This is a genomic window from Burkholderia sp. WSM2230, assembly GCF_000472445.1.
GTDB lineage: Bacteria > Pseudomonadota > Gammaproteobacteria > Burkholderiales > Burkholderiaceae > Paraburkholderia.
Window position 1 is genome coordinate 171,908 of sequence record NZ_AXAJ01000004.1, and the last position, 12,040, is coordinate 183,947.

8 protein-coding genes are annotated in these 12,040 nt (G+C 62.0%); 3 read left to right on the plus strand and 5 right to left on the minus strand.

What is annotated here, in order from left to right; genetic code table 11:
- The first annotated feature begins 28 nt into the window (after positions 1-28).
- A complete protein-coding gene (locus A3AC_RS0110955; RefSeq protein WP_025598867.1) occupies positions 29-361 on the plus strand; it encodes a hypothetical protein in 333 nt (110 codons plus the stop codon).
- A gap of 47 nt (positions 362-408) precedes the next feature.
- On the opposite strand, the gene A3AC_RS0110960 is transcribed toward A3AC_RS0110955, so the two are convergent.
- The 3 genes from A3AC_RS0110960 to A3AC_RS0110970 form a co-directional block, all read right to left on the minus strand.
- Positions 409-1,254 carry a glycosyltransferase family 2 protein gene (locus tag A3AC_RS0110960; protein ID WP_025598868.1) on the minus strand — a complete coding sequence of 282 codons (846 nt, stop codon included), beginning with the start codon at positions 1,252-1,254 and terminating at the stop codon, positions 409-411.
- 62 nt (positions 1,255-1,316) lie between these two features.
- Positions 1,317-2,252: a glycosyltransferase family 2 protein gene (locus A3AC_RS0110965; protein WP_025598869.1), complete on the minus strand. Its 936-nt coding sequence runs from the start codon at positions 2,250-2,252 to the stop codon at positions 1,317-1,319.
- 16 nt (positions 2,253-2,268) lie between these two features.
- Positions 2,269-3,528, minus strand: a complete 1,260-nt coding sequence (locus tag A3AC_RS0110970; RefSeq protein ID WP_232231927.1) for an O-antigen ligase family protein — start codon at positions 3,526-3,528, stop codon at positions 2,269-2,271.
- 336 nt (positions 3,529-3,864) lie between these two features.
- Between A3AC_RS0110970 and A3AC_RS0110975 the strand changes: the two genes are divergently transcribed.
- Complete coding sequence (locus tag A3AC_RS0110975; RefSeq protein ID WP_232231928.1) at positions 3,865-5,070, plus strand: glycosyltransferase family 9 protein; 1,206 nt, start codon at positions 3,865-3,867, stop codon at positions 5,068-5,070.
- 69 nt (positions 5,071-5,139) lie between these two features.
- Here the strand turns inward: A3AC_RS0110975 and msbA are convergent, their stop codons facing one another.
- Positions 5,140-6,933 carry a lipid A export permease/ATP-binding protein MsbA gene (gene msbA, locus A3AC_RS0110980; protein WP_025598872.1) on the minus strand — a complete coding sequence of 598 codons (1,794 nt, stop codon included), beginning with the start codon at positions 6,931-6,933 and terminating at the stop codon, positions 5,140-5,142.
- 305 nt (positions 6,934-7,238) lie between these two features.
- Between msbA and A3AC_RS0110985 the strand changes: the two genes are divergently transcribed.
- Positions 7,239-8,009 carry a glycosyltransferase family 2 protein gene (locus A3AC_RS0110985; protein WP_025598874.1) on the plus strand — a complete coding sequence of 257 codons (771 nt, stop codon included), beginning with the start codon at positions 7,239-7,241 and terminating at the stop codon, positions 8,007-8,009.
- 15 nt (positions 8,010-8,024) lie between these two features.
- Here the strand turns inward: A3AC_RS0110985 and dnaE are convergent, their stop codons facing one another.
- Entirely contained in the window at positions 8,025-11,624 is a 3,600-nt protein-coding gene (gene dnaE / locus A3AC_RS0110990; RefSeq protein WP_025598876.1) for a DNA polymerase III subunit alpha, read from the minus strand.
- Positions 11,625-12,040: the final 416 nt, after the last annotated feature.

Below are 12,040 nucleotides of genomic sequence, written 5' to 3' on the forward strand. Positions count from 1 at the left end.
GATATGCGCGACGAAGACGGAGGCGGCTATGGCCAACGCAACCACAGCCTGGCAGATGGTCGAGTACGAGGGCTTTGAGATTCACGTGGCGCCCATGCTGAAAAATGCACCGGGCGAAGCCGACATGCCGAACGCGCCGCCGAATACGGCAAACAACCGCTACACGTACGTGGGCTACGTTTGTCATCCGGGCGCCGATCCGTCTATTCCCGGACACGCAGTGCCGTTTCACGCGGACGGCGAAGAAAGCTTCGCCAGCATGGACGACGCGCTTTACGAGGCCGTGCACGTGGGCCGCAGCATCGTCGACGGGACGCATCCGGACCTGACTGTGCTGCCGCTCGTTACAGGCGGCGTGTGATGCGCGGCGCGCTGCGCGCCGCGCCGCGCCGCAATCGTTCAAAGGTATCAGCCGAAGACGCGCTTGATACGCGACTTCAGCAGCGCGCGCCGTAAAGCTCCGGTGCGCTCGGGCTCGCTCACAGCCGGCGCGCCCACCACCGCCGTGCCGCGCCGCAAGTAGTAGCGGTCGAAGGTGGCCTGCGTCATGCCCCACTTGTTCAGGAACTGGCGGCGGCCATCGTTCTTGACGATCTTGCCGGTGCTCTTCTGCTGGAAGTGATAAACGAGGCTGTCGCCAACGCCCAGGAAAACGCGGCAGCCGGCGTCCCAGAGCTTCATCGAAAAATCGTTGTCGCTGCTCATACCGGGGCTGAGTTCGCTGCTGTACCCACCGACCTTGTGCCACCAGTCGCGATGCACAAGCGTGGGCGGCCAGGTCGCGCCGCGCCAGTCCGCGCGCACGAGCCGCGGCGTCGCGGCCACCAGTTCGTCGCGGCGGAACGTCTCGGCGTCGCGGCCGAAGTTCTGCACGACCACGCACGGATTGCCCGAATCGACCGGTTCAATCATGGTGCCGGACAGCATGAACAGATTGTCGGCGGGCATCTGCGCCAGGCGTTTCACCAGCGCGTCGTCCCAGCCGGGGCAGCAGTACATGTCGTCGTTCATATAGACGATGTAGTCGCGCGTGGCGCGCGCCGCCGCAATGTTCACCGCGTGGCAGATGCCGATGTTGCCCGGCGACGCCGTGTGCTCGATCCCCTCCTCGCGCACCCACGCCAAAGTGCCGTCCGAGCCGTCGTTGACGTGCACGATGATCTGATGCTCGTGCGTCGAATGACGCCGCAGGCTCTCGATCACGAGGCGCAGGTAAGGCAGGTTGTTCCAGGTCGGGATGATGATTGAAAACATCGAAAAGGAATTCCGTAATGATGGGCGCGCCCTGGGATCGGTTACGTCAGGCGTTTTACCGCTCAGTTGCGACCGGCCGTGTCTTCATGTGTTGCGTCGAACGGCTTCTGAAGCGTGAGCTTGGTCGGAAGATCGGGCTCCCAACTGCCGAGATCCTCCAATGGGTAGCGGCCAAGCGCGTAGAGCACGCGTTTTAAGCGGCTCTTGAGCGGCGCACGCGGGACATTCGGGAGCCCCGCGGAGGCCGCGCCGGCCGTCTGCCGAATATAGGCACGCGTAAAATCGCGCTGCGAAATACCCCATTTCATCAAAAATTCCCGGCTGCCGGCATTGCGCCGGATACGGCCAGTGGATTTGCAGCCGAAGTGATAGATACGGCTTGCGCCGACTGAGCGGAACACGCGGCAACCGACGAGCCACAGCTTCATCAGGAAGTCGTCGTCGCTGCTCATGCCCGGCCCGAACTCGATGCTGTAGCCGCCTACCGTGTGCCACAACTGACGACTGATGAGCATGGGCTGCAAGGCGACGCCGTCGCGATCGCCCGACTTCATGCCGGCGGCGTATTCGAGCAGACCCGCTTCATTGAAGTTCTCGGGCCCCGTGCCAAAGTCTGCCGCTGTCACGTTCGCGTTGCCGGTATCGGTCGGCTCGATCAGCGTAGAAGACAGATACGCCGACGAATGGCCGAGCGAGCGCAGGCTCGCCGCCAGAGCAATGTCCCAGCCTGGCGTGCAGAACATGTCGTCGTTGAGAAACAATATCCAGTCGCGGGTGGCAAGCCGCGCCACGTCATTCAGTGCGAGACAGACGCCGACGTTGCCCTTGCTCCACGTGTGGCGAATGCCTTGGGAGCGAACCCATTCAAGGGTGCCGTCGCTGCCCTCATTAACGTGCACGATGATTTCGTGGTCGAACGCGGAATGACGGCACAGGCTGTCGATACACAACTTCAGATACGGCAGGTTGTTCCAGCTCGGAATCAGAATACTGAACATGAGGTAATCGGGAATCTCATTGGATGGAATCGCGCGCTGAGCGAGCCGCACCGCCGTCGCAACTGCCGTACTTCCTGTCCGCATAAACGCAGCACGCGGCAAGGATGCCAACGACCGTGGCGTAAAACGATACTGTCATTTTCAGATCGAAGGTTTCGACGCTCAATCCGAAGATCAGGAAACACACGATAAACGTCAGCCCCATCAGCGCCGCACGCCTGGCAGGTTCGACCGGCGTGGTCAAGCGCCGCCACAAAATCGCGCCGGGCACAATGTAGATTGCCAGCACCGCGAGACCGCCGACAATCCCGTAGTCGGTCATGTAAGCGAACAACTGGTTGTGAACCTCACCTCGCCCCAACTGCGCGGCCGCTGGCGTGAGCAGGCCTGCATCCGCAAACGACTGCATGCTGTTGCGAAAGCCATCGCCACCCAGACCAAGTAACGGATGACTCCTGACAATGCGTATTGACGCCTCGTAAAGCTGCAGCCGGATGCCAAGCGGCGTGTCCTTGTTTCCGTGCGTGTACTTCACGAGATCTGAAGAGACATCGTCGACACGGTCCCGCACCATAGGCGAAACGCCATATACGCTTGCCAGCAGCACCGCGATTGCAAACGGAAACAGCACTTTCCACTTGCGCGATTTGGCGCGGCTGCGCAAATAAACCACCATGATCGCCACTATAGGAATTGCGACCCAGCCACCCCGCGAGCCGGTAATCATCGAAGCGGCCAGCCCCGCGAGAAAGCCGGCGACCTTGACCGCGCGCACGGGAAGCCCGTCTTTGCGCCACCAGTTCAGAGACAGTACAGATAGCGCGCCCATGGCGAGCGCGATGTCCCCGAAGTGGATCGGATTCAGGAAACTGCTGCTGAGCCGTCCAAAGCCCCAATCCCGCGGAACGATCAGCAGAATACCGAGTGACACCAGCGCGGCCAGCGCAAACGACAGGTCGCTCCATGCCAGCGTGCTCGGCGAGGTTCGGCGCAACACGAGGAACAGAGGCGCTGCGAAAAAGAAGCGAGAAGGTGAATCCAGCGTGCTGGTTACCAACGCGCCATGCCAGACACCTCCGATCAGCACCGCGGCAACCGGGCAGGCCGTGCTGATACAAAACACGGTATCGAAACGGTCCCACTGTAGCGGTCGCAGACCGGTCCAGGCTTCCGGCGCAATGAGCAAGCCCAGACAAATGACCGCTGCTGCAATCGATAATGCACTGCCTGCGCCGTGGATAAGCAGAGTGGCCGACGGGTATGTGAGCAGGAACAATGCGGGCAGCAAGTTCCTTGGATTGACGCTCAAGAAAGCGATTTTGGTGGGCGTCGACATATCTTATGAATTGAGCCGGCCGTCGCGGTAGTTGGCGCGCGACCCCGTATGATGGCCCGCCTATTGTACCGGCTTTGCGCCTCTATCCGATCAAACCGACGGCCCGGCGGCTCGCGCGCGATAACAATCGGCAACAATCGGCAACAATCGAACGTCATTGCCCCAGATGCAATGACCGCGGCGAGGTAGGTCAACCGGTGCCCTCGGCAGAGTGCTGTACCATACAGGCCCATATTCGGTCGCCGGCGCGGTCGCCGTGGTCACACGGTACTGGTTGTGCCTGCAACCGGCTCTCAGAACACTGCCTACAGCCGAGTAATGAATCGATTTATGTGCGGTCTCTACCGCATCGCACCTGCCAGCGTAAAAAGGGCCGTGCAGATTGCAGTCAATCGTTCCACGCAGATCCCTTACCCTGGCGTCGCACACGAACCCGAAGCGTTTCTGCGCAAGAATTCACGGGCAAAGATCGTCAAGAAATACCTGCACAAGCATCTGCTACTCAAATGGCGAGGGCAGAAGCGGATTGAACTTGGCAGTCTTCCTGCCGGGAAACGGTTGCTATGGATTTATACCGGCAAGCGCAACTTCGGCGATGCGACGATGGATATGTCAGGCCGCGCTCTTCTCAAAGGCCGCGGCTTCGAAGTCGACTTGTTCACGCTGCCAAATCTTCACAAGCTGTTCGAAGAAGACGATATTTTCCAGAATGTCTACTCCGACCTGCAGCAACTTCGCGGACGCGCTTACGATGCAATCGTCATGTCAGAGTTCAATCTGCCGTCCATCAAGCTTAAGGTGCAGCGTTTCCGGCACTTGCCGTACATTTGCCTGTTCCAGTATTTCTATGGACCGGACCGCAATCAGACCACGTTTAGCTATGCCGCGGTCAATCACGCGTTTTCGCTGGGCTATCCGGCTGCCAGCATCGTCGCGATGAGCAAGCCGTACCTGGCGACGAACGCTCAAACCCGCGAATCGGTGCGCGCGTTTCTGCCGGAAAGCCGGTTTCTGGCTCTCGCGGTCGGCGGGCTCGATGCAAACCGTACGTATGGGCGCTGGCGCGAGTTACTGCAGCTTATCGATCAGTCGGACGACCCGACAATGCCCAAGCATATCGTGCTGCTAGGCTCGGATAACGGCTTGGCCATGGCCGGGAATCTGTTGAAATCGGCCTTCGGCACGCTGAAAATCTATTCGTGCGTTGGTCGACTGACGCTGCTGCAGTCGCGCCAGATGGTGGCGAATGCAAGCCTCTTCGTGGGCGCGGACGGCGGCTTGATGCACGTTGCCCATTCGACACCAACGCCGAGCGTGTCGCTGTTTTCTGATCGCGAACCGCCCTACTTGCGCCTGACCCCGCAATGCAAGTCGATCGGCATTCAAAGCACCGGCGACGTCGATGAAATCGCGCCAGCGGCCATCATGAGCGCAATCAGAACGCAATTGTCAAACGCGCATGAAATGGTGGCGATCGCCTAGACGGCAATTCAGGAATGGACCTTCCGTCGTTCCTTTCCTTTGTCGTCTCGTCCGGTCAGGACCGCCCGTTCAGGCCGCGTTCTGCTGAAACTGAATCCGGTGCAGATGCGCATAAAGCCCGTTCTGCGCCAGCAGCTCGCGGTGGCTGCCGCTCTCGACGATATGTCCCGCCTCCATGACCAGGATGCGGTTCGCGCGCTCGATGGTGGACAGCCGGTGAGCGATGACTAGCGTCGTGCGGCCCTTCATCAGCGTTTCTAGCGCGGCTTGCACGTGGCGCTCGGATTCGGAATCCAGCGCGGACGTGGCTTCGTCGAGAATCAGGATGGGCGCGTCCTTGTAGATGGCCCGCGCAATGGCAAGGCGCTGGCGCTGGCCGCCGGACAGCATCATGCCGTTGTCGCCCACGAGCGTGTCGATGCCGTTGGGCATGGCGTCCACCGTGTCCCACAGGTTGGCCGCGCGCAGCGCCGCCTTGACCTTGTCGCGGTCGGCGGTCTGGCCGTAGGCGACGTTGTTGGCCACGGTGTCGTTGAAGAGCACGACGTCCTGGCTCACCATCGCGATCTGGCTGCGCAACGCATGCAGATCGTATTCAGGAAGCGCGACGCCGTCGACGAGGATCTCGCCGCCCGTCGGGTCGAAAAAGCGCGGCAGCAGGTTGACCAGAGTGGTCTTGCCGCTGCCCGACGGACCCGCGAGGGCCACCATTTCACCGGGCGCCACCTTGAACGACACCTGATCCAACGTGTGGCGGTTGTGCGTGGCATTGGTGCTGTACGTGAACGAGACGTTACGGAACTCGACTTCCCCGCGCGCGCGCTCGAGCGGCTTGCCGCCGCCCGCCGGCTCCGCCGGCTCGTCGATCAGGCCGAAGATCAGTTCGGCCGCCGTCATGCCCCGCTGCAGCGGCTGGTTGACGTCCATCAGATGCTTGAGCGGCGAAATGATGAGCAGCATCGACGTGACAAATGCGACAAAGCCGCCCACCGTGGTCTGATCCGACGACGACTGCACCACCGCAATCGTGATCACGACCGCGAGCGCGATCGACGCAAGGAACTGCGTCAACGGTTGAGCAAGACCGCCGGAGACGGTCATGCGCATTGCGTAGCCGCGCAGGCGCTTGCTCATCGACGAAAAACGGTCCATCTCGTACTTCTCGCCGTTATGGACCTTGACGACCTTGTAGCCGCCCACCGTCTCCTCGACGATATAGGACAGCTCGTTGGTCAGCAGCTGATGCTCGCGGTTCAGCCGCCGCAGCCGGCGATTGATCTTGCCGACCAGCCAGCCGATACCCGGCAGCAGCACCGCGACGATCAAGGTCAGCCGCCAGTTCAGATAGAACAGATAGCCGAGCAGAAAGATCACGGTGAGCGAGTCGCGCACCAGCGTGACCATCACGCTCAGCAGCACGTTGAGAATCTGGTTGACCTCGAAGACGATCGCGTTGATCACCGTGCTCGCGGTTTCGCGCTGGAAAAACGCGACGCTCGTGTGAATCATGCGGTCGAACATGCGCAGCCGCAGTTCGAGCAGAATCTTGTTGGAGACGTACGCGAGCAGATAGCCGGACGCGTATTGCGACACGCCGCGAATCAGCGCAAGGCCGATCACGGCGACCGGCACGAACCATTTGGCGTTGTCGCTTGCATGGGCGCCGAAACCCTTGTCCAGCAGCGGCTTGAGCAGCGCGGGGATTGCCGCGTCGGTGGCCGCGCTTGCAGCCATCGCGATAATGGCCCCGACGATCACCCACAGCAGCGGCTTGATGAACGGCCACAAGCGCCGGAAAACGACGGCGGGCGACGACCCCTCACCTGCACCGATGGGTTTGCTTAACGTTGGCTTCGCGCTCAAGGAATCCTCTGGGAATGCGGAACGATCTTCGCGGCGCCGACCGGCTGCCCGGGCGCGAAGATCGAAAACAAGCATTGTAAACGGTTGAGGTTGACGGTCGGCTGACGTTTTGGCTGCCGGGTACGGCATCCGCTGCGGCTACGGGGCGTGCGTGCGCTGTGGATCGTGCCGCATGGGCCGCCTGTGTATCCACGTGTGTATACTTGCGCGACCCGTCGCGCTTTAGCGCGATCCATTGCGGCGCCTCATCGCGCGATCCATTGCATTGTTCCACCTTTAGGCCATTCGCGATCAGCATTTCAGGTATGCAAGAAACCACCCTCGGCGTCGCCATCATCACTAAAAATGCGGCGGCGCGACTGGCCGAATGCCTGCAGTCCGTGGCCTTTGCCGACCAGATTGTTGTGATCGACGGCGGCAGCACCGACGGCACCGCCGACATAGCGCGCGCGCACGGCGCCCAGGTGATCCAGCAGACCGACTGGCCAGGCTTCGGCCCGCAAAAGAACCGCGCCGTGGACGCCCTCACCACCACGTGGGTCCTGTCGCTCGACGCCGATGAAATCGTCTCGCCCGAGCTTGCCGCCGCAATTCGCGCGGCGCTCGCGTCTCCGACTGCTGACGTCTATGCGGTGGACCGTCTGTCGAGTTTTTGTGGGCACTGGATCCATCACAGCGGCTGGTATCCCGACTGGATTCCGCGCCTGTTCAAACGTGGCGCCGCGCGTTTTTCCGACGACCTCGTTCACGAACGGCTCGTATTTGACACGCCCGCGCAACGCTTGACCGGCAAGCTGATGCACTACTCGTACGAGAACTTTGAGGCGGTGCTGCGCAAGCTCGACGCGTATTCGAGCGCCGGCGCGCTGCAGCGTCACGCGGCGGGCCAACGCGGCAGCTTCGGCAAGGCGCTTCTTCGCGGCGCCTGGGCGTTCGTGCGGACCTACCTGTTGCGGCGAGGTTTCCTGGACGGTCGCGCCGGCTTCATGATCGCGGTGTTCAATGCGGAAACGGTGTACTACCGGTTTCTGAAACTCGCGCGGCTCGCACAAGAGTCACGCTCGCAGCCGCGCTAAGCGCGACGGCCGCCCTCAATAGACAATTTCGATGGCGCTGCCGGCGAATTGGCCGCGCAGGTCGGCGAGCAGTTCGTCGGTCGGCTTCACGCGCCACGCGTCGCCAAGACGCATTTCGCCCTCGGCATTCTCGCTGCGGTACACGACCTGAACGGCGAGTCCGTTCGGAATCTGCATGGGTTGACGCTGACGGCCATTGTCGCCACCGTAGCCGCTCTGGCCACCGTTGCGGCCGTTGCCGTTGCTGCCATTGCCACCGCTGCCGCCGCGGGCCGAAGCCACAGGCGCCGGCGCTGATTGCGGCTCGTCCTTACCCGCGCTGTGAGCCTCGAGGACGCGCCGTAAAGCCAGCGCGTCCGCGTTGCCGTTCATCTTCACCTTCACGGCCTCGGCATAACGGCAGCGCGCGCGGCCGAGATCCATGACCGTATCCACGGTGAAGCGAATGCCGCCAGTGAACGCGTCGTTGCGCGCCTGGCCTTGCACGACTAGCAACTCGTCTTCCTTGAACAACTGCTTGTTCGCTTCGAACGTCTCGTTGAACACTGTCACTTCGCACTGGCCAGTGCCGTCGTCGAGTAGCGCGATCATCATCTTGCCGCGCTGGGTCATCTGCGTGCGCAGCGATGCCACGATGCCCGCGACCAGCTTGTCGCGCCCTTCTTTCAGCTCGCCGATCTTCTGGCGCACGAAGCGGCGCACTTCGTCCCTGTATGCGTCGAACAGGTGTCCCGACAGATAGAAGCCGAGCGCTGCCTTTTCTTCCTGCAGCTTCTTTTTTTCGGGCCACTCCGGCTCGTCGACCAGTTCGTGCCCTTGCGAGGGCGCGTCGCCCATGTCGAAGAGGCCCGCCTGCAATGCATTCGCGCTTGCCTGCTCGGCAGCTTCCATGGCAAGCGACACCGACGCGATGAGTTGCGCGCGGTTCTTATGCAGGCTGTCGAACGCGCCCGCGCGGATCAAGGCTTCGACCGTGCGGCGATTGACGACGCGGCGGTCGATCCGGTTGCAGAAGTCGAAGATGTCGATGAACGGGCCGTCTTCGCGCGCCCGCAGGATTTCTTCGATCGCATTCTGGCCGCTGCCCTTGATCGCACCGAGGCCGTAGCGGATGGTTTTCGAGCGCTTGCCGTCCGGCTCGGCGACCGGCTCAAAGCGATACGCCGACAGATTGATGTCCGGCGGCAGCACCGTCATCTTGTTGGCGATGCAGTCTTCGAACAGGATCTTGACCTTCTCGGTGTCGTCCATGGCGAGCGACATATTCGCCGCCATGAATTCCGCCGGATGGTGCGCCTTCAGCCACGCGGTGTAGTACGCGAGCAGCGCGTAGGCGGCCGCATGCGACTTGTTGAAGCCGTAGCCCGCGAACTTCTCCATCAGGTCGAAGATTTCGTCGGACTTCTCGCGCGTCAGACCGTTCTTCGCCGCACCTTCCGCGAAAAGCTCGCGATGCTGCGCCATTTCCTCGGGCTTTTTCTTGCCCATCGCCCGGCGCAGCAAGTCGGCGCCGCCCAGCGAATAGCCGCCGATGATCTGCGCCATCTGCATCACCTGCTCCTGGTAGACCATGATGCCGTAGGTCTCTTTCAGAACAGGTTCGACGCGCGGATCCGGATACTCGACCACCTCGCGGCCGTGCTTACGCGCGCAGAAGCTCGGAATCAGGTCCATCGGGCCAGGACGATACAACGCGACGAGCGCGATGATGTCCTCGAAGCGGTCGGGCTGCGCGTCCTTCAGCATGCCCTGCATGCCGCGGCTTTCCAGCTGGAACACCGCGACCGTATTCGCTTTCTTGAGGATTGAGAACGATGCCGGATCGTCGAGCGGCACTTGCGCGAGCGACCAGTCTTTCTTCGACGGATCGAGACGGCGGATATAGCGCTCGGCCCAGTCAAGAATGGTGAGCGTAGTGAGACCGAGAAAGTCGAACTTGACGAGGCCGACGGCTTCCACATCGTCCTTATCGTACTGGCTCACGACGCCGCTTTCGTCGCCCTGCGTGTACAGCGGGCAGAAATCGGTCAGCTTGCCGGGCGCGATCAGCACACCGCCCGCGTGCATGCCGACGTTACGCGTGATGCCCTCCACGCGCTGCGCGAGCTCGAGCAACTGGTGCACTTCGTCTTCGTTGTCGAAGCGCTCCTGCAGAAGCGGTTCTTCCTTCATCGCGTCGGCAATCGTGACGTGCTTGCCGGGCTTGAACGGAATCAGCTTTGCGATGCCGTCCGTGAACATGTAGCCAAGATCGAGCACGCGGCCAATATCACGCACCGCCGCCTTGGCCGCCATGGTGCCGAACGTTGCGATCTGCGAGACGGCGTCCGCGCCGTACTTCTCCTTCACGTACTGGATCACGCGGTCGCGGCCGTGCTGGCAGAAGTCGATGTCGAAGTCGGGCATCGACACCCGTTCCGGATTCAGAAAACGTTCGAACAGCAGGTTGTAGCGCAGCGGATCGAGGTCCGTCACGCCGAGCGCATACGCGACGAGCGAGCCCGCGCCCGAGCCCCGGCCGGGACCCACCGGCACGCCGTTGTTCTTCGCCCAGTTGATGAAGTCCGCAACGATCAGGAAGTAGCCCGGAAAGCCCATCTTGATGATGGTGCCGCACTCGAATTCGAGCCGCTGGTAATAGGTTTCCCGCTGAGCGGCGCGCTCCGCTTCGTCGGGATACAACTGCGCGAGACGGGTTTCCAGGCCCTCTTTCGACAGATGCACGAGGTAATCGTCGAGCGACATGCCGTCGGGCGTCGGAAAGAGCGGCAGTTTCGGCTTGCCGAGTTCCAGCGTGAGATTGCAGCGCTTGGCGATTTCCACCGAATTGGCGAGCGCCGACGGAATGTCCGCGAACAGCGCGACCATCTCGTCTTGCGTGCGGAAATACTGCTCAGGCGTAAAACGCTTCTGGCGCCGCGGATTCGCCAGAATGTCGCCTTCGGAAATACACACACGCGCTTCGTGCGCGGTGAAGTCGTCGGGCGTCATGAACTGCATGGGGTGCGTGGCGACCACCGGCAGTTTCAGCGACGCCGCGAGCGCGACCGCCTGCTGCACGTACTGCTCGCCGCCGGGCTGGCCGCAACGCTGCAACTCGATGTAAAAGCCGCCCGGAAACACCTTCGCCCAGTGCAGCGCGTTGCGCTTCGCCGCTTCCTGATTACCCGCGGCAAGCGCGAGGCCGACGTCGCCTTGCTGCGCGCCCGACAATGCAAGCAGGCCTTCACCGAGCCCGGACTCGAGCCAGCCGGCCTCGACTTCCGCGCGGCCGCGATACTGGTTCGTGAGCGAGGCCTTGCTCAGCAACTCGCACAGGTTCAAGTAACCGCGCCGGTCTTTCACCAGCAGCAACAGCCGCGAAGGTTTGTCGCGGTCGTCCGGATTGGTGATCCACACGTCACAGCCGGCAATGGGTTTGACCCCTTTGCCGCGGGCTTCCTTGTAGAAACGGACGAGGCCGAACGCGTTGCCGAGATCGGTAAGGGCGAGCGCACCTTGACCGTCTTTGGCGGCCGCCTTGACGACGTCGTCAAGACGCACGATGCCGTCGGCGATCGAAAATTCGGAGTGAAGGCGGAGATGGACGAAGCGGGGATCTGACATGGGCGACATTGTAACTCCACCCTTCAGCAGATTTCAGCGCAAAACCACCGGCTGGCCATCCGGGTTAGGACGCTGTAGCGCCTGGCCGCGTCGAGAGCGTTTTTTGCTGATTTCCTGGCCGCGTACGGAACCAATGCGCGCAAGTTCGCCCGACGTTTGCGCTAACGCAACTCATCAGCCATTTGGCTAGCTCAAGGAAATCGCCGGCTTGAGGGATAATAGGGGTTTCGCCCATTTCGACGTGGCTGCCGCACAGGGCAGTGAAGGCCATCGAGGGCATTCAGGGCAAAAGGCTCGGGCGTACCGGCGCTTTCTGGCTGCTTTGCGGCTGGTCCTCGCCGCTTTGCACCCGGTTGCCGCCTTCTTGCCGCCCGCTTGCCGCCCCGCTTGCCGCGCAGTTGCCGCCGAGTTGCCGCCTGCTTGCC

What these genes read in the sequence shown, in the direction of transcription:
- A3AC_RS0110955 (WP_025598867.1), top strand. Translation starts at nt 29, where the DNA reads ATGGCCAACGCAACCACAGCCTGGCAGATGGTCGAGTACGAGGGCTTT.
- A3AC_RS0110960 (WP_025598868.1), bottom strand. Translation starts at nt 1,254, where the DNA reads ATGTTTTCAATCATCATCCCGACCTGGAACAACCTGCCTTACCTGCGC.
- A3AC_RS0110965 (WP_025598869.1), bottom strand. Translation starts at nt 2,252, where the DNA reads ATGTTCAGTATTCTGATTCCGAGCTGGAACAACCTGCCGTATCTGAAG.
- A3AC_RS0110985 (WP_025598874.1), top strand. Translation starts at nt 7,239, where the DNA reads ATGCAAGAAACCACCCTCGGCGTCGCCATCATCACTAAAAATGCGGCG.
- dnaE (WP_025598876.1), bottom strand. Translation starts at nt 11,624, where the DNA reads ATGTCGCCCATGTCAGATCCCCGCTTCGTCCATCTCCGCCTTCACTCC.